Origin of the sequence: Pseudomyxococcus flavus, from assembly GCF_050038885.1 — a bacterium.
Lineage (GTDB): Bacteria > Myxococcota > Myxococcia > Myxococcales > Myxococcaceae > Myxococcus > Myxococcus flavus.
This window is the reverse complement of sequence record NZ_CP143624.1, coordinates 7,433,128-7,455,081: the sequence shown is the minus strand read 5'-3', so window position 1 is coordinate 7,455,081 and position 21,954 is coordinate 7,433,128. Positions and strand designations below refer to the sequence as shown.

Annotated in this window: 19 protein-coding genes; 12 read left to right on the top strand and 7 right to left on the bottom strand. The window is 69.2% G+C overall.

The genetic code is table 11. The features are described from left to right. The first annotated feature begins 334 nt into the window (after positions 1–334). On the top strand, positions 335–1,678 hold the full coding sequence (locus VZL07_RS30975) for a hypothetical protein (protein WP_426751550.1): 1,344 nt from the start codon (positions 335–337) through the stop codon (positions 1,676–1,678). A gap of 153 nt (positions 1,679–1,831) precedes the next feature. Here the strand turns inward: VZL07_RS30975 and VZL07_RS30970 are convergent, their stop codons facing one another. Further along, positions 1,832–2,818, bottom strand: coding sequence for a hypothetical protein (locus VZL07_RS30970; RefSeq protein ID WP_426751549.1), 987 nt, complete (start codon positions 2,816–2,818; stop codon positions 1,832–1,834). A gap of 186 nt (positions 2,819–3,004) precedes the next feature. After that, positions 3,005–4,201: a cytochrome P450 gene (locus VZL07_RS30965; RefSeq protein ID WP_426751548.1), complete on the bottom strand. Its 1,197-nt coding sequence runs from the start codon at positions 4,199–4,201 to the stop codon at positions 3,005–3,007. Positions 4,202–4,471: 270 nt separating this feature from the next. Here VZL07_RS30965 and VZL07_RS30960 point away from each other — a divergent pair, with 270 nt between their 5' ends. Further along, positions 4,472–4,597, top strand: coding sequence for a hypothetical protein (locus tag VZL07_RS30960; protein ID WP_426751547.1), 126 nt, complete (start codon positions 4,472–4,474; stop codon positions 4,595–4,597). A 42-nt stretch (positions 4,598–4,639) separates the two neighbouring features. Continuing rightward, complete coding sequence (locus tag VZL07_RS30955; RefSeq protein ID WP_426751546.1) at positions 4,640–5,659, top strand: NADP-dependent oxidoreductase; 1,020 nt, start codon at positions 4,640–4,642, stop codon at positions 5,657–5,659. 58 nt (positions 5,660–5,717) lie between these two features. Here VZL07_RS30955 and VZL07_RS30950 read toward each other — a convergent pair whose 3' ends face one another. Then, the gene (locus tag VZL07_RS30950) at positions 5,718–6,677 is read right to left on the bottom strand and encodes a DUF808 domain-containing protein (RefSeq protein ID WP_426751545.1); all 960 of its coding nucleotides are present in this window, start codon (positions 6,675–6,677) and stop codon (positions 5,718–5,720) included. A gap of 170 nt (positions 6,678–6,847) precedes the next feature. On the opposite strand from VZL07_RS30950, the gene VZL07_RS30945 reads away from it, so the two are divergent. Both VZL07_RS30945 and VZL07_RS30940 read left to right on the top strand, forming a co-directional pair. Beyond that, entirely contained in the window at positions 6,848–7,714 is an 867-nt protein-coding gene (locus VZL07_RS30945) for a hypothetical protein (RefSeq protein WP_426751544.1), read from the top strand. Between the two features lie 125 nt (positions 7,715–7,839). After that, the gene (locus tag VZL07_RS30940) at positions 7,840–9,066 is read left to right on the top strand and encodes a J domain-containing protein (RefSeq protein ID WP_426751543.1); all 1,227 of its coding nucleotides are present in this window, start codon (positions 7,840–7,842) and stop codon (positions 9,064–9,066) included. A gap of 242 nt (positions 9,067–9,308) precedes the next feature. Here VZL07_RS30940 and VZL07_RS30935 read toward each other — a convergent pair whose 3' ends face one another. Then, complete coding sequence (locus tag VZL07_RS30935) at positions 9,309–9,890, bottom strand: hypothetical protein (RefSeq protein ID WP_426751542.1); 582 nt, start codon at positions 9,888–9,890, stop codon at positions 9,309–9,311. A 516-nt stretch (positions 9,891–10,406) separates the two neighbouring features. On the opposite strand from VZL07_RS30935, the gene VZL07_RS30930 reads away from it, so the two are divergent. From VZL07_RS30930 to VZL07_RS30920, 3 genes are all read left to right on the top strand, one after another. Next, positions 10,407–10,901, top strand: a complete 495-nt coding sequence (locus tag VZL07_RS30930) for a TlpA family protein disulfide reductase (protein WP_426751541.1) — start codon at positions 10,407–10,409, stop codon at positions 10,899–10,901. 124 nt (positions 10,902–11,025) lie between these two features. Then, the gene (locus VZL07_RS30925; RefSeq protein WP_426751540.1) at positions 11,026–11,757 is read left to right on the top strand and encodes a hypothetical protein; all 732 of its coding nucleotides are present in this window, start codon (positions 11,026–11,028) and stop codon (positions 11,755–11,757) included. Between the two features lie 472 nt (positions 11,758–12,229). After that, positions 12,230–13,888 (top strand): M14 family metallopeptidase, encoded by a 1,659-nt coding sequence (locus tag VZL07_RS30920; RefSeq protein WP_426751539.1) that lies wholly within the window; start codon positions 12,230–12,232, stop codon positions 13,886–13,888. Between the two features lie 84 nt (positions 13,889–13,972). On the opposite strand, the gene VZL07_RS30915 is transcribed toward VZL07_RS30920, so the two are convergent. Beyond that, positions 13,973–14,542 (bottom strand): hypothetical protein, encoded by a 570-nt coding sequence (locus VZL07_RS30915; RefSeq protein WP_426751538.1) that lies wholly within the window; start codon positions 14,540–14,542, stop codon positions 13,973–13,975. A 218-nt stretch (positions 14,543–14,760) separates the two neighbouring features. Between VZL07_RS30915 and VZL07_RS30910 the strand changes: the two genes are divergently transcribed. The 4 genes from VZL07_RS30910 (at position 14,761) to VZL07_RS30895 (ending at position 18,677) form a co-directional block, all read left to right on the top strand. Beyond that, entirely contained in the window at positions 14,761–15,873 is a 1,113-nt protein-coding gene (locus tag VZL07_RS30910; RefSeq protein ID WP_426751537.1) for a hybrid sensor histidine kinase/response regulator, read from the top strand. Between the two features lie 18 nt (positions 15,874–15,891). Beyond that, positions 15,892–17,475, top strand: coding sequence for an RAD55 family ATPase (locus tag VZL07_RS30905; RefSeq protein ID WP_426751536.1), 1,584 nt, complete (start codon positions 15,892–15,894; stop codon positions 17,473–17,475). After that, positions 17,472–17,834 carry a response regulator gene (locus VZL07_RS30900; RefSeq protein WP_426751535.1) on the top strand — a complete coding sequence of 121 codons (363 nt, stop codon included), beginning with the start codon at positions 17,472–17,474 and terminating at the stop codon, positions 17,832–17,834. The genes VZL07_RS30905 and VZL07_RS30900 overlap by 4 nt, the downstream gene beginning before the upstream one ends. Positions 17,835–17,933: 99 nt before the next feature. After that, on the top strand, positions 17,934–18,677 hold the full coding sequence (locus VZL07_RS30895; protein ID WP_426751534.1) for a L,D-transpeptidase family protein: 744 nt from the start codon (positions 17,934–17,936) through the stop codon (positions 18,675–18,677). A gap of 7 nt (positions 18,678–18,684) precedes the next feature. Here the strand turns inward: VZL07_RS30895 and VZL07_RS30890 are convergent, their stop codons facing one another. Together VZL07_RS30890 and VZL07_RS30885 are read right to left on the bottom strand one after the other, a co-directional pair. Beyond that, on the bottom strand, positions 18,685–20,067 hold the full coding sequence (locus tag VZL07_RS30890) for an FAD-binding oxidoreductase (RefSeq protein WP_426751533.1): 1,383 nt from the start codon (positions 20,065–20,067) through the stop codon (positions 18,685–18,687). Between the two features lie 452 nt (positions 20,068–20,519). Beyond that, the gene (locus tag VZL07_RS30885; protein ID WP_426751532.1) at positions 20,520–21,830 is read right to left on the bottom strand and encodes an OmpA family protein; all 1,311 of its coding nucleotides are present in this window, start codon (positions 21,828–21,830) and stop codon (positions 20,520–20,522) included. Positions 21,831–21,954 lie beyond the last annotated feature (124 nt).

The following is a 21,954-nucleotide window of genomic DNA, read 5'->3' as shown; positions in this document are numbered from 1 at the left end:
CCCATGTCTGACTTGGAGCCCTTGGCACCCACGATGGTTGACATTGAGTGGTCTTGCGCATGTGCCGTGCAAGGCCTTGCCCCATGCATCATCATTCCGGCGACGAGCGGGTCCACGCCCGCTGTGGCTTCCCCTTCCTCCCCTCCCGTGCCTTGCTCGCGGCCTAGAGAGGTCGCCTCACGGCGGGACGAGGCGCTCTCCCCGGGGTCATCAGCTCAAGCATTCGCTGCGATTCGTTGAAGTCCTGCTGGCACCGCGTCGCGCCCGATTCCATACGGCATCGCGCCCACTCTCGGTGGACGCAGGGGCATCCCAGCGCCTTGAATCAGGGGACATGACGCGGAGACTCGGAGAGCGGCTGGTGCTGGATGGCGTGCTGACGCCCGAGTTGCTGTCCCGAGCGCTCGCCCACCAGCAGGAGACGGGGCAGAAGCTGGGAGAGTGCCTCGTTCGCCTGGGCGTGGACGAGACACCGGTCCTTCGGCTGCTGGCCCAGGCGCTCCAGACACGCTTCGTGTCCACGGAGAAGCTGGCCCAGGCGCAGGTGGCCCCCACGCTGCTGGAAAAAGTTCCCGTGCGGCTGGCCGAGGGCTTCGACTTCATGCCCCTCCGGCTGACACAGGGCGTGCTGTACGTGGCCATCGCGGAGCCCCAGCGGCAGCGCGCCCTGGAGGAAATCGTCCGCGCCGTGGGCGTCACGCAGGTGCTGCCCTTCATCGCGGTGCGCAGGTCCATCCGGGCGGCCATCCGGAAGCACTACTACGCGGACACGCTCGCCTTCGAGCACCCGCCCGAGGATGACGCGTGCCCTCACTGCGGCGCCCCCACCCAGCCAGGGGACTTCCAGTGCGCGCGCTGCGAGCTGCTGCTGGTGCGGAACGTGGACGAACTGCCGCCTCGGGACAATGTGTCGCTGGTCCGGGCGCTGCTGACCCAGCCGGAACGAACCGGGAAGCACGGCACGCCCCGGCCAGAGGCCACGCGCATCGCGACGTTCCACACGCCCACCGGAGGCGCCCAGGCCCGGCCATTCCTCGTGGGAGGGCTCAACGTGGCGAGCCTCAAGCTCAGCCCATTCGAGGCATACATCCTGTCGTTGGTGGACGGTCACACGTCCCTGGCGGAGCTGGCGCTCATCACCCAGCTGTCGGAGGTGGAGCTGCGCGCCCTCTTCGCGTCGCTGGAGGAGCGTGGCGTCGCACGGCTCTACGAAGTTCCGCCCCCCACGGCTCGGGCAGCTCCCGCGCGCACAGAGCACACCGAGGGCAGGAGCACGCCGCCCCCGCGGAAGGAGGCGGCTGCGCAGCCTGGCCGAACCGAGACACGAGCTGCCGCCAGACCCGCCACTCCTCCCGCGCCAGCGGCGCCGCCGGCCCGAGCGGAGGACTCGAATGAGGACGTGCTCCAGCGGGTCATCCGGCTGGAGCAATCCGGCCGCCTGGCGGAAGCCGTCGAGTTGCTGGAGCGAGGTATCGGACTGCTCCCCGCCCCCGCCCCCCTGTACAACCGGCTGGGGATGATCCTCCTCAACCACCAGCGCGACTATGAACGCGCCACCGCGCTGTTCCAGAAGGCCGCGGACCTGGAGCCAGAGAACAGCCTCTACACGATGAACCTGTACTCGGTGATGTGCCTCATGGCGGACGCCACCAACGCGGGCCAGAAGACGCGGCGCTGAGCCATTCGCCCGTGTCGCGGCGCGGGGCCCTTCACTCCGCCCCACGCCTGGCAACCTGGCACGTCGAGCACAGGGACGCCACGAGAGCCGACGAGGCGCTCTCTCAGCTTCCAACGAGTGCTTTCTCGACACCCCGAGAGACCGGGGACGGCCCTACCCGTTGGAGGGGACCGCCGGGGCCGATGCAGACGAACACCCGCGTTGATACACCTCCAGCGCCTGTTTGAAGCGCGCCCGTTCTTCCTCGGGCCATGCCTCGGGCAGTTTCGTCACGGCCAACTGCTGTTCCTCGATAGCCTCACGGCACCGCCCGCGGTGGAAGGCAACCCGCGCCGCGGTCTCTAGCACGTAGGGATTTTCGGGCGCGGAGCGTCGCCCCACCTTCGCCAGGGGCTCAGCCTCCGCGTACCTCCCCTCCTCCGCTCGCAACCACGCCAGCTCGGTCGCGGACCACCAATACTGAGGCGACAGACGGTTCAGGGAATCGAGCGCCTTGCCATACCACGGGTCCTCGGGCGCATCCCTCGCGAGGATTCGCGCAAGGTTATCCCAGGCCGCACTGCTAGCGGGAAACTGAGAGACGCGTGTACGCGCCCATTGCAGTTCCTGTTCCTTGGACAGGCTCACTTCCGGATGAAATATCCTGAAGGTGAACGTATACGGGATCTCGATGGGATGGCCCGCCAGCTTCGCGGGCTCGTAGATGAACGTACTCAGTGCCTTGATGACCTCCTCGGTCATGCCAAAAGGCGCGGACTCCACCACTGTGAAGTCGCGCGGGCGACCGTTGGTTCCAAGGCGGGCACCGATGACCACCGCGGCCACCGCCTTCTTCTCGAACGCGCTTCGAGTCAGCGACGGCGTCGCGCCCGACAGCCGCTTGGGCCGCTTCAGTTGCTCCCGCATGTATGTGCAAGCCTCGGGCAGTTCCGCGCGACAGGCAGCAACGAGGTCGAGCTGTGCCTTCCGCAACTGTTCCGCGGAAGGTGTCCCCGAAAGCACCTGAACGACCTCCTGGAAGACGGCAGGTGCTTCTTCCGCCGAGAGCTCCTGGCGCGGAGTGGCCTGCTCCGCCTCAAGTCTCCACAAGGCGTTGAGGGGCTCCATGGAACCATTCATCTGGTCCAGGTAGCGGGCCATGGACTGGGAGAGGTGACCATGGCCCGCTCGCAGAGAGGGCTTGTCCACATGCCGGCAGCCAGTGGCCACGGGCAAGCACACGCAAAGGAAAAGGAGAAGGCGTCGCATGGACGTACAACGCTACCGGCATCCCCCCATCGGGAGAAGTGCGCCCGGATTCAGAACGAGCTCGGGTGTGTCCCGAGCTCACGCGGCGTGCAGCACGACAGGGAGCGTGGCGGGCCCTCGCACCACCAAGGTCCGATGCCACGACACCGGCTCGCTGCCGCGCTCCAGCGCTCCGCACCGGTCCAGCAGCGCCTCCAGCGCCACCCTGCCCTCCATGCGCGCCAGCTGGGCCCCCAGGCAGAAGTGCGCCCCATGCCCGAAGGGCAGGTTCTGCGGCCCCATCCGGTCCATGTCGAAACGGTCGCCCTCCGGGTACTGCGCGTCGTCATGGCAGGCGGAGCCGATGAGCACCAGCAGCGGCGCCCCTTTGGGCAGCCGGACGCCGCCCAACTCCACCTCCTCGGTCGTCATGCGTGGCACGGCCTGCGCGGGGGGCTCGTAGCGGAGCACCTCCTCGACGAAGGCTGGGATGCGCGAGCGCTCTGAACGCAGCCGTGCCCAGAGCGCGGGACGCTCCATCAACACCACCAGGGAGGCCGCCAGCATATTCACCGCGGTCTCGATGCCACCCACCAGCAACAACGCCAGGAAGGCGATGAGCTCGTCGTCCGTCAGCGACTGCCCCTCCACCCGTGCCGATAGCAGGTCACTGACCATGTCGTCGCCAGGGGAGTGTCGCCGCTCGTCCAGCAGCGCGCCGAAGTACGTCTTCAGCTCCTTCACCGCATCACGCGCCAACTGCTTCCGCGCCTCCTCGTCCGGCCGGACCGTGGTGACCCCACCGGTGATGAGGTCCGCCCACTGCTTGAGCCGCGGATGCATCACAGGGTCCACCCCCAGGATGCCGCCGATGACGTTGGCGGGGATTCGCAAGGCATAGGGCCCCATGGCGTCGAAGGGCTGCCCCAGGGGAAGCGCCTCTACGGCCTCGCGCGAGTAGGCACGGACCTGTTTCTCCAGCCGGGCGATGGCCGAGACACCAAATGCCTTCGAGACGAGCACCCGCAGTCGCCCGTGCTGCGGCGGATCCATGGTGAGCATCGACTCGGAGAAGGGATTGCCGCCCAGCCACGGCGGATTCGTGGCCACCCGGAACCCCTGCGACGAGAAGCGCTGCGGGTTCTTCAGCACATGCATCACGTCTTCGTAACGGGACACGGCCCACATCCCTCCCGGGTCCACCTGGCACACCGGGGCGTCGCGACGCATGGCCGCGTACGTCGGGTAGGGATTGGTCTTCACCTCGGCCGACAGCAGGTTGTAGCGGGGCGTCATGGGAATGGTCGGTGGAATGGGGAACGGAAACCTGATGGGGATACGCAACGAGCGAATTTTCCTGGCCGTCCCCCTCGTCGCCGCCGGAACAGGCTCCCGCCGTCCAACAATGCACGCGCGCACATCCGGAGCCAGGGCGGACCATGTCGCAGCACGATATCGAGGACCTCGTCGAGGAGAGCGCGCGAGGGGTGCTGCGCTCCTGGAGTTTGATTCCATACAACGGGCACTCGTAGCGTCTGCCTTGCCCCACGCCCCAGGAGACCGTCCATGAAGCAGCTTCGCTCCCTCCGCCGCGCTTCGGTGCTCGCCGTGTCTGTCCTTGCACTGGCCTGTGGAGGGGCACCGGAATCCCTGACCACGGACGATGACGAGGTCTACTTCAACTGCCCCTAGGTCTGGATTGACGCTTCCCAGCACGGTGGTTACGGAATGCGGATGACCCACCGACGAATCGTGCTCGCATCCCGCCCCGAAGGCCGGCCCACGCCAGCGAACTTCCGCATCGAGGACGCCGCCGTGCCGGAGCCTCGAGACGGCGAGCTCCTGCTGAAGGTCCTGTACCTGTCACTGGACCCATACATGCGCGGCCGGATGAGCGCCGCCAAATCGTATGCCCCACCCGTGGAGCTGGGGGCCGTGATGGTCGGCGGCACCGTCGCCCAGGTGGTCCGCTCCCGTCACCCGGACTACACCGAGGGTGACTTCGTCCTCTCCTACTCCGGCTGGCAGTCCCATGACCTGTCCAACGGAAAGGGCCTGCGCAAGCTTGACCCCAAGGCGGCGCCCCTCTCCACGGCGCTGGGGGTGCTCGGCATGCCCGGCTTCACGGCCTACTCCGGCCTCCTGACGATTGGCCGTCCGCAGCCCGGCGAGACGGTCGTCGTCGCCGCGGCGAGCGGCCCGGTGGGCGCCACGGTGGGCCAGCTCGCCCGCATCAAGGGTGCCCGTGCGGTGGGCATCGCGGGAGGGCCGGAGAAGTGCGCCTATGTCCGGGACGAGCTCGGCTTCGACGCCGCCGTGGACCACCGCGCACCGGACTTCGCCAGGCAACTGAAGGAGGCCTGCCCCAAGGGCGTGGACGTGTACTTCGAGAACGTGGGCGGCGCGGTCTGGGACGCCGTGTTCCCGCTCTTCAACGAGTTCGCCCGCATCCCCGTCTGCGGCCTCATCGCCCAGTACAACAGCACCGGCCCCTTCGAGGGCCCGGACCGGCTGCCCATCGTCATGCGCGACGTGCTCTCCAAGAGCCTGACGCTGCGAGGCTTCATCCAGCGGGAGTTCGTCAGCCAGCTGCCTGACTTCTACCGGGACATGAGCGCCTGGATTCGCGAGGGGCGCGTCCGCTACCGCGAGGACATCGTCGAGGGCCTGGACCGGGCGCCCGAGGCATTCATCGGGCTCCTCGAGGGCCGCAACTTCGGCAAGCTCGTGGTCAAGGTGGCCGAACCGAGCTGACCCACGAAAGGCGCCCCTGCGCGCCCGCCAGCAACGGGCGCACAGGGGCGCGAAGACGTCAGCCCGCCTTGGGGCGCACGGCCTGGACGATGCGCGTCGCGCCGCTCACGAGCAGCAGGATGAGCCCACCGGCGAGGATGCCAGCCACCGCGTTGAGGAGCGTCGGCACGAGCGCGGCCAGCAAGCCCCCCACGCCGGGCACCGTCGCCACGGCGGTGCCGGCGTGCTCGATGAAGTGATGCACGGGCGCGATGCCGTGGGTGAGGATGCCGCCGCCCACCATGAACATGGCGGCGGTGCCGATGATGGCCAGGCTCTTCATCAGGTACGGTGCCGCGGCGAGGATGCCTCGGCCCAGGCTGCGCTGGAATCCGATGAAGCCCCCGGTGCCCTGCTTCTGCATCAGGTGGAGGCCCGCGTCATCGAGCTTCACGATGCCCGCGACCAGGCCGTAGACGCCCACCGTCATGAGGAGGGCGATGCTCGCCAGCACAGCGACCTGGAGCCCGAAGCTCGCCTCGGAGATGGTCCCGAGCGAGATGACGACGATTTCAGCGGACAGGATGAAGTCGGTGCGGACGGCGCCACGGATCTTGTCCTTCTCCATGGCCACCAGGTCGACCGCGGGGTCGGCCACCGCCTTGATGCGCTCCTGCTGCTCGGCCTCCTGCGCTTCCTTGTCGTGCAGGAACTTGTGCGCCAGCTTCTCGAAGCCCTCGAAGCAGAGGAAGGCGCCGCCCAGCATCAGCAGCGGGGTGATGGCCCAGGGCGCCAGCGCGCTGATGGCCAGGGCCGCGGGGACGAGGATCGCCTTGTTGACCAACGAGCCCTTCGCGACCGCCCAGACCACGGGAAGCTCGCGGTCGGCTTTCACACCGGTGACCTGCTGGGCGTTGAGCGCGAGGTCGTCCCCGAGCACACCCGCGGTCTTCCGGGTCGCCACCTTGGTCATTGCGGCGATGTCGTCCAGCAGGCTGGCGATGTCATCAATCAGGGTGAGAAGACTGCTTCCGGCCACGAGAATCTTCCTGGTGTAGAGGGCGCGGGTGTTTCGCCTGGAAACCACCCACACCCGGGATATAGCCCGGATTAAGCGCGGGAACGCGGCTTCGATAGCCCCTTCAGGCGCATTGTTCCCCACCCCGGGTTGCGCCTAGCTTTCTTGGATTCACCGAAGAGGTCCGTGACGTGCGAGCCCGGCGCGACTGGTGGGGTCCCTCGTTGCTGCTGGTGGCCCTGGCCTCCTGCTCCCATTCCGCCCCCGCGCGGCCGGTCGCCCCGCCCCCGCCGCCAGCCAGGGGCTGTGAGGCCCCCGGGACGCGCTGCTGGGATTTCGAGGAGGGCCGCATCCCCGACGGCTGGACGCCGTACCGCGACGAGCTCAGCGGCGAGCTGCGCGTGGATGACTCGCGGGCGCGCTCGGGACGGTATGCGCTGCATGCCAGCAAGCTGGTCGGCGGCACGGAAGGAAGCCAGGGCGGCCCGAAGAAGACGCTCCGCTTCGACCTGCCCGCCGGCTTCGGCCCCGTGCTGTGGGGCCGCGTCTACGTCTATACGACGCCGGCTCGCCCGCTGTCGCACGCCGGCCTCTTCAACGCGCGCTACCCCAGGCCGGGGCAGTCCGGCGGCGCGGTGGAGACGCTCGACTGGTATGAGCTCGCCACGTACCGGCAGCGCTACATGGCCATCTGGCATCCGCCCGAGCCCCCGGGCTTCCCCGAGTGGGTGCAGCTGTCGGACACCCCGCTCGTGCTCGATGCGTGGGCCTGCCTGGAATGGCTCTTCGACGGCGCCAATGGCACGCACCCCGAGGCCGCCGAGCCTCGCGTGTGGCTGAATGGCACCGAGCTCCGGTGGCCGGAGACGTTCGTCTTCGCCGATCCTCCCACGACGGAGCGCCCCGTGCGGGAGAAGGCCACGCGCTTCACCATGCTCGAAGCAGGCGTCTTCCTCTACCAGGGGCTCTCCGTTCCCACGGACTGGTGGCTGGACGACCTGGCCGTGGGCCCCCAGCGCATCGGCTGCGAGCCACCAGCCGCGGAGGCCGCCCGGTAAGCGCGCTGGACCTGGCAGGCTGATTCGGGCATGCGTGGGGACGGAGATTCACCGGCTCCCGGCACAGGGCGCCCACACCCGGCACCCGAGGCCCGCGGAGCCCCGAGCGCCAGCGAGAGGAGTCCATGCGAGCCTGCCCGTGCTGCAGGGAGGTGCTGACAGCCGGAATCCTGGGGCTGGGCGCCCGCCGCCTCGCGGGGAGCTGCGAGGTGTGCGGCGACACGGTCTGCCAGGTGTGCCTGAGCACGCAGGTGCTGGATGCCGGTGAGCTCCGGCAGCGCCCCAACGTCGCGGGCCACGCGCCACGCAAGGCCCGCGGCCGCGTGTGCCGCGCCTGCTGGTGGGAGCACCTGACGGAGCGCGGCGTCCAGCCGCCCTTCCCCGCGCCACCAGGCCAGCGGGAGCGCGCCGCACGCGCGGCGAGGGCCGCGTGCCAGCACCCGAACGTCACCCAGGCCATGGCCTTCTGTCCGGGCTGCGGTGATGAGGTGGCCTGGAAGGCCGAGCACGACAACCCCGTCTGCACCGCCTGCGAAGCGCCGTCCCACCCGCGCTTCAACGCCTGCTGGGCCTGTGGTGAGTCCTTCGAGGAAGCGAACCCGCCCGAGCCCGTGGCCCTGGGCTACCGGCTCGAGTTCGACTGCGACTCCGAGGCGTGCCTGGGGAAGCTGGCCTGGCTCATGCCCTTCTGTCCGTGGTGTGGCGAAGCGAAGGACTGGGAGCCGACCAGCGGCGGCAACCTGGAGTGCACGGAGTGCGAGAGCCGGATGGACCGGGCGTGGGCTCACTGCGTGCGCTGCGGCGAAGAAGCGCCGCTGCCCGACGACTGTCCCCGCTGTGGCCAGGACCTGGAGGAGGCCGCTTCCGCCGCGCGCTGTGAGGGGTGCCAGCACATCGTGTGCGGTGATTGCTTCGACACCCGCGTCGTGCCCGCCCCGGAGGGAACGCTCCACGAGCGCCTGCTGTGCTCGCGGTGCGGAGCAGGCTTCGACCGGCCCGCACCTCCTCCTCCCGAGCCGCATGTCGAAGACGCAGAAGAGGCGGAGGACGAGGCCTGGACCGCCCCCGAAGCAGAGGAGGAGCCGGAACCCGAGCCCGAGCCGGAACCCGATCCGGAGCCCCGCCCCGGGCCGGCCCGCGCGCCCGAGCCCACGCCCTGGGAGGTGCTCGGCATCACGCCTGGGACGCCGCTCGCCGAGGCACGGCGGGCCTACCTCACGCTGGTGGCGCAGTACCACCCGGACAAGGTCGCGCAGCTTGGACCGAAGCTGCAGGCGCTGGCCCTGGAAGAGACGCGCAAGCTCAACGAGGCCTGGGAGCACGTCCGCAGGAAAACTCCATCAACGGGCTAATCTCCATCGCCATGAAATGCCTGTTGCGTCAGCACCGACACACTCGCGGTGAGCTGCCACGACGGGAGCCATGGACTGAAGACGAACGGGATGATGTGAAGCACCGCGCTGTTGGCGGCATCCCCAGGCCCAACGACTACAAGCTCTGCGCCTCCGCGGTGAACCGCGCCTTCTAGCGACACCGGAAGTCCGTGGGCTGTGGGCCCGGGCGCGTATTGCGTCCGGGCTCACACGCTCAAGGTTCAGGCCGGTGACGAAGGCTGGGCCTCGGCGCCCGCGCGAATCTTGTCGGAGCGCTCGCGGAGCTCGCGCCAGGACGCCTCGTAGTCCTTCTTCAATTTGGACCAGTTGTCGCCGTGGCTGCTCATCAGCCGCCGGAGCGCGGACTCCGTGTCGTGGAACGAGCGGCGGATGAACTCGAGCTCCTGGCGCGTGAGCCGCGAGTCCTCGGAGCGGGACTGCGAGATGGAGGCTTCCCAGCCGTCCATCTGCGCGCCAAGCTCGCGAAGCTCCGCCTCCCGCTTGCGCTCGTAGCCCGCCCGGACGAGCGCCATGCGCGCGTCCATGTCGATGACGGCCTGGTTGAGGTCGTCGTAGGACTTGCGAAGCTCGGCCTTTCCCTGGTCGAAGTTCTGGGTCTGTCGGCTGCTCAATTCGTCGAGCTTCTGGCGGAACCGGTCGAAGACACGCCGGACGCCCGACAGGTCCTTGAGCTCGGCATCCGCCTGGCGGACGTCTGCCTGCGCCTCGGTTTCGGCAATCCGGGCATCGAGCCTCCGCTTCTCCGCATCCATCTGCTTCACGTAGGCCTCTTGCTCCGTCATGGCGTGCTGCCTCCTTCCGCGGGACCTTCCGGGCGCGGCGCTGTGCTGACGTCATGCATGAGGGCTCACCCCCACGGACGTACACAGAGCAGGAGGCGAGGCCCGGGAGTCCGGCTCCCAGGGCCTCGCGTGGACGGAGGGCTCCCCCGGCAGCCCGGCGTCTCTGGCGGTATTGGGCCAGAAGGCGAGCGCGGATGAGGCAGGGGGCTCGTCGCGATGACCGTGACCGGGGCAATAGGCGGGCCCGCTGCCGGCCCCGTCAACACCTGAATCCTATCGGGGCGGCCCTGGCTCTCACGTGTCGAGGCCGGGGCGACAGCGATGAGCACGGGATGATGGCGTCGACGAGCGGCCCGGCGTCGAGCGCGAATTCGAACCCGAGGAAGCCACCACGGTGCATGCATGGGACCTTTCGTGTGCGGTAGCGATGTTCCGGGGGTGACACCGCGAGCCCCGCCGAAGTTCCCGCGCGGAAAGGAGATGCGCGGACGTGTCTCCATGTGCATAAAGAAGCCCATGCGCCGTCCCATCTGCGCCCCGCTCCTGCTCGCGCTCGCTCTGCTCCTGGGAGCGTGTGACCGCTACGACCGCCCCGGCACGCCGGTGCCGGAGAGCCTGCGGGCGGAGACGCTGGAGGGCGAGCGCATCGACCGGGCGGCACTGCTGGGCCGCCCCTGGGTCATCAATGTGTGGGCCCCAGGCTGACACGCCTGCGCTCGGGAGTTGCCCGAGCTCGAAGCCCTGAGAAGTGAGTACGAGGCGCGCGGCGTCGGCTTCCTCGCGCTCTCGATCAACCCCAGCGAGGCGCGCAACCGCCGCACCGCGGCTGAGCTGGGGGTGCACATGACCGTGGCCACGGCGAAGGGCGAGGTGCTGGGCCCGCTGCGCATCTCCACCGTGCCCGCCACCGTCTTCATCAACCGCGAGGGCGTGGTGGTGGTGGCCGTCAATGGCGAGCGCTCGCGTGAGTTCTACGCGCGGCGCCTGGAGGCGCTGCTCGCTGCGCCATAGGACTGGATGGCCAGGGCGTGACGGGCTCGGGCAACAGCCCTGAAGCCCCCAGGCAATGTCAGGCACACGTCCGGTGCGCCGTCGGCGGCCCAAAACAAATCTCTCGCCGAACGGAAGTGGCGTCATGCCGAAGCTGAACCAGATCATCGCCGTCGAGAAGGGCGTCAAGAACCGCAGCCAGCAGGAGCTCACGCAGGCGCATCACGACCTCCAGAAGCCGCAGCTCCTGAGCGGTATCTCCCGTACGTATCAACCCCGTGACGAAGAAGGTGAGCGCTTCCCTCCCGAGTCCACCCGCGTGCAGGTACGGACCCAGGACGTCCTCAAGAAGACGCAGGAGATTCTGACCCGGCTCTTCGACGTCACCGCCACCAAGGACCTCACCAACTGCCATGCCAAGGCCGACGTGCGCGTGGATGGCCGGGTGCTGCTGAAGGGAGTCCCCGCCACGTACCTGCTCTTCCTGGAGAAGCAGCTCGTGGACCTGCACACGTTCGTGAAGAAGCTCCCCACGCTGGACCCGTCGGAGTCGTGGGTTCCCGACCCGGCGCAGGGCCTGTGGGCGACCGAGCCCGTGCAGACGGCGAAGACGAAGAAGGTTCCCCGGAACCACGTGAAGTCCGAGGCGACCGAGAAGCACCCGGCCCAGGTCGAGGTCTATTACGAGGACATCGTCGTGGGTTACTGGAAGACGGTGAAGTTCTCCGGCGCCCTCCCCGCCACGCGCGTGAATGACCTGCTGGAGCGCGTGGAGAAGTTGCAGCAGGCCGTCAAGTTCGCCCGCGAAGAGGCGAACGCCGTCGAGGTGGAGGAAATGAAGGCCGGCGAGGCACTCCTCGGCTACCTGTTCGGCTAGGCTCACGGCCGCAGACCTTTCGGAGTCCAAGCTCAAACTCAGCAGCAGCTTCACGCCAGACGTTCTCCGGCCGTCCCCAGTGCAGGTTCGAGCCCTGCCCCCGCCCCCACCTCATGCGGCGGGGTAGCCCAATCCCGGTAGAGGCAAGCGGCAACACGAGCACGCGAGGCACCCCAATCTCAGATTCTCACTCCAGACTCAGCATTCGCTGTCGCAGGCCCGATCGACCGTTCCCGCCCCTTCCCTCGTGATGCTGGTGCAATTCCAGCCCGCCGCTCCATTCCACCTTGCGCGGCGGTCGTTCAATCGCAGGACCCGAGGTCTCAACCGCAGGCAGGAACTTAAACGTGCGGGTCTCATCCATGGCAGCACCCCGAGCCCGGGCAGGAGGACACCCTGCTCGGGCTCACGCTTTTGCACACCCTGTGGCGGGACTTGACGCGCCTGGGCGGGAGCGCTCGGATGCGCGCCCATGGACCCGCTGCTGACCCGCGCTGAAGCGTCGAACTACACGCAAACGTCCCTTCACTCCGACGTGCTGGCCTTCGTCGACGCGCTCTGCCAGCGCACGAAGCTGGCCCGGCGGGTGGACTTCGGCCGCAGCGGCGAAGGCCAGCCCCTGGTGGCGCTCGTGGTCAGCGACCGCGGCTGCTTCACGCCCGAGCAGGCGCGCAAGCAGAAGAAGGTCGTGGTGATGGTGGAGGCCAACATCCACGCGGGCGAGGTCGAGGGCAAGGAGGCCGTGCTCGCGCTCGCGCGCGACCTCACGCTCACCAAGCTGGGGCAGACGCTGCTCGACAAGCTGTGCCTGGTGCTGGTCCCCAACTTCAACCCCGACGGCAACGACCGGATCAGCCCCAACAACCGGAAGCTCAACCTCCAGGACCTGGAGGGACAGGTGAACCCCGAGGGCGGCGTGGGGACGCGCTACACGGGCGAGGGCTGGAACCTCAACCGCGACAGCACGAAGCAGGAGGCTCCGGAGACGCGCGCCATGGCCGCGCTGCACCAGACCTGGTGGCCCCACGTCTTCATCGACTGCCATACCACCGACGGCAGCATCCACGCCTTCGACCTCACGTTCGACACGTCGCACTCGAACGAGCCCCTCTTCTCCAAGCTGCGCGCCTACAACCGCGGCATGCTGGAGCGCGTGGCCAGGGCCGTGCAGACGCGCCACGGCTTCGACAGCTTCTGGTACGGCAACTACAAGGACGAGGGTGACCCCAGCTCGGGCTGGCACACGTACCCGGCGCTGCCGCGCTTCGGCAGCCACTACCGCGGGCTGCTCGGCCGGCTGGATGTGCTGCTGGAGACGTACAGCTACATCGACTTCCCGCGTCGCTGCGCGGTGATGCGCGCCTGGCTGCTGGAGCTCTTCCGTGATGCGGCCCGCCATGCCGCCGCCTACCGCGCTATCACCGAGGAGGCCCAGGAGGACATCATCGCGCGCGGCACGGCGCCTGATGTGCAGACGCTCGTGGGCATCAACTACGGCGTGGCCACGCGCGACGCCCAGGGCGCCCTGGCCTTCGAGTATCCCGCCCATGCTCTGCCCGGAGACGTGGCCCACATCCTCGCCTTCGACGAAGCCAGCATCGCCGCGCGGCGCTACCCCGGTAAGCGCAAGCGCACCTACAAGATGCCGCACTACCGGACCTTCGTACCCACCCAGGCCGTGAGCACGCCCGAGGCGTACCTGGCGCCACCGGAGCTGGCCGAGCGGCTGGAAGGCCACGGCATCCGGTTCGAGCGGCTGCCGAAGCCGCGGGCGTTCACGGTGGACAGCTACCGCGTGGCCCGGCGCGAGGAGACCTTCAGCCCCGACGTGGCCGCCAACGTGCCGCTGCCAGGAGAGGCCGAGGTGCCCCTCAGCCAGAAGCCCAAGCCCGTCCGCTTCGAGACGGTGCTCACCGTGGCCCCGGAGCGCACCACGCGTGAGTTCCCCGCCGGTACGCTCTACGTGCCCACGGCCCAGCGCGCCGGCACCCTCGCCGTGTATCTGCTGGAGCCGCACTCCGATGACGGATTCTGCCGCTGGCAGTTCCTCGACGGAGCCATCACCACCGGCGAGCTGTACCCCGTCCACCGCGTGGTACACCCCGCCGCCGCGCCGAAGAAGGCGGAGTAGCGCAACGCGCCGGCGGGCCATCTCCCCCCGGAAGCGACACACGGTCGGCTTCCGGGGCATGGCGGTCCTGGGAGCCGGCGGCGCTCAGCGGCGCCAGCCGTTGTTCCGGTCCCGGTAGACGTCCCGGCGGCCCTCGGTCCGCTCACGCTCGGCCAGCTGGATGAGCTCCAGGATGAGCGTGCGCTTGTGGTGGAGCGCACCGGGCTGACGCAGCCCCTCGATCTCATCGAGCTCACGGGCAATCGCCTTCTTCGTGCGCAGCGCGGCGTGCTCCGCGCGCAGGTCGCTCCGGGCCCCCACGGCGGCGGCCTGTCCCCACATGGTGGCGCGGGGGCCTCCCCACTGCGCCACGCGCGCCTCACGCCGGGTCCGCCGCGCCTCCGCCCAGTCCTTGGACAGCTCGCGCTGGCTCTCCGCGAGCTCGGCGCGGAGCAGCTTGCGCAAGCTGGCCTCCACGTTCGCCATCTGTCGCTCGCTCCGGCGCGCCCACGCCGAATCGAAGCGGGCCAGCACGTCCCGCAGCTGCTCCAGGTCCTTTTGATCGTCCCGGAGCTCACGCCGCTCCACGCGGTTGGAACGGTGCCCAGGACCCTGGGCCTGGGCACTGCCTGAGAGGAGAAGGGCTGCGACAAGCGCGAAAGCGATGCGGTTCATGGGGTGCGTCCTCGTGAGCTCTGGGCCCGCCGTCGTGTTCGGAGAGACAGACGGTGGCGCCCCGCGCCTATTCAGAATCCGTCACCTCGCGACCGGGCTCAAGCACTGTCCCGTAGCGCACATTCCTCCTGGCGACACATCCCCCATCGGGGATTCCGTTCGGATGAATCAAACCCCATCTTCCTGGAATGGCGACCGCCAGCGCATCCGAGCGACCGATGGAGGGGGAAGACCGACCGCGCGCCACCATCCTCAACGTGAATGACACGCCGTCCGTCCTCTACCTCACCAGCCTCATCCTCAAGAACGCCGGCTACCATGTGGTGGACGCGAGCAGCGGCACCGAGGCGCTCCGCCTGGCGAGCGGTCGGCCTGACATGGTGCTCCTCGACGTCCATCTGCCGGACATCGACGGCTATGAGGTGTGCCGGCGGCTGCGAAGTCAGGAGGAGACGCGAGACCTGCTCATTGCGCACCTGTCCGCCGTCTCCGTCCGACGCGAGGACCGGCTCCGCGGGCTGGCCCAGGGTGCGGATGCCTACTGGACCACGCCCCTGGCGGATGACGAGCTGCTCGCCAATATCGAGGCCCTGCTCCGACTCCAGTCGCGTGCCCAGGCGGCGGTCCGCGCCCGGGACGAGTTCCTCTCCATCGCGGCGCACGAGCTGAGGACGCCGCTCACGGCGCTGCGGCTCAACCTGGAGCGGCTCGTCCACCGCCTCACCCGGAGCGCGGGCGACACCGTCCCGCGTCACGCCATCGAGGCAAGCACCACGCCCGCGCTGCGGCAGTTGGTCCGCCTCCAGCAATTGCTGGACACGCTGCTGGACGTCTCTCGCGTCGGCAGCCGCAAGCTGCGGCTCCACATCGAGCTGTTCGACCTGGCCGAGGCCGCGCATGACGTGGCCCAGCGGCTGGCCATGCCCGCCCGTGCGGCCGGCATTACCTTGACCCTGGACCTTCCCGACCGGCCCACCCTGCTGCTGGGAGACCGCATCCGCCTGGAGCAGGTCATCAGCAACCTGCTCACGAATGCCTTCCGCTATGGCGACAGCAAGCCCGTCCGACTATCCATCGAAGAGCATGTCGACGTCCTCAAGCTGTGTGTGAAGGACCACGGCATCGGCATCGCGAAGGAGGACCAGGCCCGTATCTTCAACCGGTTCGAGCGCGCGGCGTCCGCTGGCAGCGCCGAAGGACTGGGCCTGGGCCTCTTCATTGCCCGCGAAATCGTCGCCGCACACGCGGGGACCCTCACCGTTGAAAGCGAGCTGGGCCAGGGAGCGACGTTCCAGGTCACGCTGCCCCGTCACCGGATGGAAGCGTACTGACTGAAAGGAGAGCGGTTCGTGTCAGCTGAGGAAGAAGGCGGAGGCGGCGGACGAAAGACGGTCCATCCCCGGATGGAGACCGGCGTCCCCCGGCTCGACTTCATCACGAAGGGAGGCCTGCTCCAGGGGGCCTCCTACGCGGTGCTGGGCCCACCTGGGTCAGGCAAGACGGTGCTGGCGCACCAGATTGCGTTCTGGCACGTCAAGCACGGCGGCAAGGCCCTCTACGTCACGCTGCTCACCGAGTCGCATGCACGCATGCTGGCGAACCTGGAGGGGATGGCCTTCTTCGACGCCAGCGCCATCCCCGACAAGCTCCACTACATCAGCGGCTACCGCCAGCTGGAGACCGAGGGGCTCAAGGGGCTGCTGGAGCTGGTGCGGCGCGCGGCGCGGCAGCACCAGGCGACGCTGCTCATCATGGACGGCATGGACGTGGCGAAGGAGTTCGCTCGCGACGACCTGACCTACAAGCGATTCCTCCAGGAGCTGCAGACGTTCATCAGCATCATCGGCTGCACCACGCTGCTGCTGTCGCCCCACAATCCCGGCGACCTGCCCCCCGAGACGACGGCGGTGGACGGCATCTTCGAGCTGTCACTCTGGCTGGCGGGCCCTCGCGCCGTGCGGGAGATGGTCGCGCTCAAGTTCCGGGGCAGCGACTCGCTGCTCGGCAAGCACGAGCTCGAAATCTCCGACAAGGGAATCATCGTCCACCCTCGCACCGAGGTGCAGTTCTCCAAGCCCAACGAGCAGGGCGAGGAGCACCGCATCCGGATGGCCTTTGGCATCCCCCGCCTGGATGAGTCGCTCCACGGCGGGCTCCTGTCCGGCTCCACCACGCTGCTGCTGGGCGCGCCCGGCACGGGCAAGACGCTGCTGGGGCTGCGCTTCCTCCTGGAGGGCGCGCGGCAGGGCCAGCCGGGCGTGTACTTCGGCTTCTACGAGACGTCCCAGCGGCTCTTCGAGAAGGCCGAGGGCGTGGGCATGGGGGACCTCAAGAAGTACGTGGACGAAGGGCTCATTGAAATCCAGTGGCAGCCGCCGCTGGAGCACAACCTGGACTCGCTCGCCGAGCGGCTCCTGGAGCGCATCCACGAGCGGAAGGTGAAGCGGATGCGCCTCTTCGTCGACAGCGTCGCGGGCTTCCGCTCGGCGAGCGTCTACCCGGAGCGCATGAGCCGCTTCTTCTCCGCCCTCTCCCATCAACTCCGGATGCTGGACGTCACCACCATCTACTCGGAGGAGACGGCCTTGTTCTCCCCAGGTGTGGATGCGCCCCAGCCCGATGCCACCGCGTACGTGGAGAACGTCATCCTGCTGCGCTACGTGGAGCTGCGCTCGCAGCTCTACCGGCTGCTCTCCATCATGAAGATGCGAGAGAGCCAGTACGACAGCGGCATCCGGGAGTTCTCCATCACCGACGAGGGCATCACCGTCGCGGACACCTTCGAGAGCGCCGAGGCCGTGCTCACCGGCCACGCCGTCCTGGCGGGGACGCCGAAGACGGCCCGGCGCAAGCCGCCCATGGGCGTCAGGTCGCCGCGGAAGAAGCCCGCCTCGAAGGCCAAGCGGAAGACAGCCCGCCGGAGGCGCTCATGAAAACGGTGCTGGTCGTCGACGACGAGCTGGACATCGCGGAGGCCGTGAAGTCCATCCTCGAGGACGAGGGCTACAGGGTCGTCACCTGCGCCAACGGTCGCGAAGCCCTCGACTGTCTGGAGGAGACACGGCCGGATCTGGCCATCATCGATGTCATGATGCCGGTGATGAATGGCTTCGAGACCATCCGGGCCATCCGAAACTCCCAGGCCTTCGCCAGCCTTCCGGTGCTCGTCATGAGCGCCATCGACCCGTCGGTGCGTCCGCCTGACGGCGGCTGGGCGGGGTTTCTCAAGAAGCCCTTCTCGCTCGAACACCTGCTGGAGCAGGTCCACAGGCTGGCACCGCTCGCGGCGTAGGGGGCCGCGGGCGGGCTGGAGCCTCCCCCCTGCCGGGGGCTACGCTCCGGACGTCCGGCCGCCATGGCTGGAGGTCCGAATCAGGAGGCTCCCGGTCGCATGCGATTCCTCGCCACGGTCCTTTGGGTATTGCTCGTTGCCCCCGCCTGCCATGCCGCGGACCGGGTGGCCGCGGCGCGCGAGGCGCGGTCGAAGCAGGTCGCCGCGCTCTTCAGCAAAGCGGGTGTCTCCTGGCCCCCCGAGCAGCTCTATCTGAGGGCCTTCAAGCACGAGCGCGAGCTGGAGGTCTGGGCGGGCTCGCGGACCGGTGCCCTGGTGAAGGTGCAGACGTATCCATTCTGCGCTGCATCCGGCGTGCTGGGCCCCAAGCGGCGTCAGGGGGACGAGCAGGTGCCGGAGGGCTTCTACACCATCGACCTCTTCAATCCGAAGAGCAGCTTCCACCTGTCCATGCGCGTCAGCTACCCGAACGCCGCGGACCGCTTCCACAAGGTGGCCGGGGTGCCGCTCGGCGGTGACATCTACATTCATGGCAGCTGCGTGAGCATCGGCTGCATCGCCATCGAGAACGGCCCCATCGAGGAGCTGTATCTCATCACGTTGGACACCCGAACGAAGACGAAGCGCGACGTGCCCATCCACATTTTCCCGCGCCGGCTGGATGCCGCGGGCCTGGCGGCGCTGACGAAAGACCTGCCTCCGGAGTCACCCCTCGCGGCCTTCTGGCGAAGCCTCGAGCCGGCCTACAGCCAGTTCGAGGCGCTGCGGCGGGTCCCCGTGACGTCGGTCGATCCGAAGACGGGCCGGTACCTCGTGAAGCCCGCGCCCACCGCGCACCGCTGAAGCCCGTTCAGAAGACCTTGCCTGGGTTGAGGATGCCCAGCGGGTCCAGCGCCGCCTTGATGGCGCGGTGCATCTGGAGGCCGCCCTCTCCAAGTTGCTCGCCCAGGAAGGGCCGCTTTAGCGCCCCCACGCCGTGTTCGCCGGTGATGGTGCCCCCCAGCGACAGCGCCGCGCTGACGATGTCGTCGAACGCCGCCCGCGCCCGTATCAGCTCGCCGGCGTCGTTGCGGTCGAAGACCACCGTCGGGTGCATGTTGCCGTCGCCCGCGTGGCCGAAGGTGCCGATGAGGACACCGCGTTCGGACGCGATGCGCTCGATGGCGGACAGCAACTCCGCGATGCGCGACAGCGGAACGCCGACATCGTCGAGCAGCGTGGCGCCCTGCTTCTCCAGCGCGGGATAGGCCAGGCGGCGGGCCTGCATCAGCAGGTCACCCTCGGCCGGGTCCGTGGACTGGGCCACGAAGGTCGCGCCCGCGGCTTCACATGCGGCGGCCATGGCGGCCGTCTCCTCGGCGCCTTGCTGGCCCCCCGCGTCCGAGCGCGCCAGCAGCAACGCCGCGGCCTCTACATCCAATCCCATGGCCGCGTGGGACTCCACCGCACGGACCGTGGTGCGGTCCATGAGCTCCAGGAGCGACGGGCGCGTGGAGGCCATGATGTCCGTTACCGCCACACCCGCGGCGACCAGCGTCGGAAACGCGGCCAGCAGGGTGGTGGCCGGGGGCGGCCGTGGCCTCAGCTTGAGCGTGGCCTCGGTGATGACCCCGAGCGTGCCCTCGGAGCCAACGAAGAGCCGCGTCAGCCCGTACCCCGCCGAGCTCTTCATCGTGCGACCACCTGCTCGGACCACCGAGCCATCCGCGAGCACGGCTTCCAGCCCCAGCACCGCGTCCCCCGTCACGCCGTACTTCACGCAGCACAGGCCTCCCGCGTTCGTGGCGAGGTTGCCTCCGATGGAGGAGAACTCCCAGCTCGCCGGGTCGGGGGCGTACCAGAGCCCCTGCTCCGCCGCGGCGGCCTTCACGGCGGCGTTGAGCACCCCGGGTTGGACCACCGCGAACATGCCGCGACGGTCCACCTCCAGCACGCGGTTCATCCGCGCGAGCGACAGGACGATGCAGCCATCCACCGCGTTCGCTCCACCCGAGAGGCCCGAGCCCGCGCCCCGGGGAACCACCGGAACGCGCAGCGCCGTGGCAATGCGCAGCACGGCCTGCACCTGGGCTGTGGAGGCGGGCCGCACCAGGACGCCAGGTGTACCGGCCGGCGCCCACTCGGCCTGGTCCCAGCGGTGTGCTTCGAGCACGTCGGCGTCGGTGACCACGACCTCCGGCGGCAACTCCGCCGTCAGCTCACGCAGCAGCGTGTCCACGGAACCAGGCTTCAATGCGCACCTCCGGAGCGTCCGGGCCCTCAACCCGGGACGGTGTTGACACCATCCCGGGCCGTGAGCCTCGCACAGCCGGGAACGGAGACGGGCCGATGAACGACCGCCCCCCGGGCGGGCTCATGGGGACCGATGTACCGGTCTGAGGGGCGTGGCTCGGCGGTGCCCTGGAAGCGCGGAAGCGGCGCGCACGTCGCAGCACGCGCCTCGGGTGGGGACCGGCGTACCGGTCTGAGGGGCGTGGTTCGGCGGTGCCCTGGAAGCGCGGAAGCGGCGCGCACGTCGCAGCACGCGCCTCGGGTGGGGACCTACGCACCGGGCTGAGGACTCGCCTCGGGTGGGGACCTACGGCACCGGGCTGAGCGGCGTAGTTCGGCGGTGCCCTGGCCCTGGAGGTGCGACGTCACGTAGGACGCGCCTCGGGTGGCCATCGCTGCCCACGTGCCGCGTTGCTACTTCGAGCGCAGCAACACGAACTCGACGCGCCGGTTCAGCTCCCGCCCACGCGGCAGCAGGTTCGGCGCCTTCGGCCGCGCATCCCCCAGGCCCGTCGTCTCGATGCGCGACGCATCCAACCCCGCCGCGACCAGGGCCTTGGCCACGGCTTCGGCGCGCGCTTCGGCCAGCGCCTTCCGGGCACTCGCCGGGCGCTCCCGGTTGTCCGTGTGCCCTTCGATGCGCAGGCGGAGGCTCTCGTCGCGGACCAGCATGTCCACCAGGAGCGCCAACCCCGCGGTGGAGCCCTTTCGCGGCGTGGCCTGCTTCTCCGCGAAGCGCGGAGGCCGAGGCAGCACCACGACCTCCTTCTTCACCTGGGCCTTCTGCGACTTCTTCACCGGCGCCCTCGCCAGGGCGAACGCCACTGTCGGCGCCGCCTCCCGCGAGAGCGTCACCTTCCGCGTCTGCGCCAGGTATCCCTGGGAGAGGACGTCCACCCGGTAGTCGCCCGGCGGCAACATCACCTCCACCGGCTTGCGCGCCTTGCGGTCCAGCACCACCCGCTGAGGCGCCCCCGAGGCCGACCGCAGATACACGGTCGCCGCGGCGGGGCGCTTCCCGGCCAGCACCTTCAGCAGGAGCTTCGCGGGGGCCACGGGCCCCTCTTCCGGCGCCTCCACGGCCTTCACCGGCGCGGTCACGGGCGGCGCGGCCGCCACGGGCGTGCTGACGGGGGATACCGGCGGGGGCGGCGTCTTGGCGGGCGCCTGGGCCACCGCGGGCGCTCCCACGTCCACCTTGTCCGGAACCGCCACGTCCGCCAGCGGCACCGTCATCTCCGCTGTCACGTCATGGGACAGCTTCAGCTTCAGCCGGGGGTCCGGCGCCGTGGGGTTGATGGCCGGGAGCACCCGCACCCGTGCCCGCAACCCGCGCTGCACCTGCACCGTCACCGACGCCGTCAGCTTCCAGAGGAACCCGCTCTCCTCGCTGAAGAGGTTCCAGGACTCGTTGGCATAGGTGACGTGGGAGACGAGCGTGTACGAGCCCTCCTCCACCGTGAGGACGGCGAGCCGGTGCTGCCCCGGGCCGTTGAGCTTGTCGAGCCCGGGGATGGCCAGGGGCTGGCCATTCACCAGGAAGTCGGCCTCCACCAGCTTGTAGCCCTTGGACGTGCCCGCTCCGGGCAGGCCCTCGAAGGAGATGATGATTTCCGGCGGCGGCGTCTTCACCATCTCCTGGAGCTGCCGGTCCAGGTCCTCGCGCGCCCGCTGCTCCACGGCGGACGGCTCCGCGGCGCGCGCGGAGGCGGCGAGCAGACCCATGAAAACGAGAAGAGAGACTTGAGCGGAGATGGCGGCCACGGGGGCTCACAGCATCGCACAACCTGGCGCCTCCGCGAGTTGTCCGCCACCTGAGCTGACGACCAGTCGACCCTCCGTGAGCCCC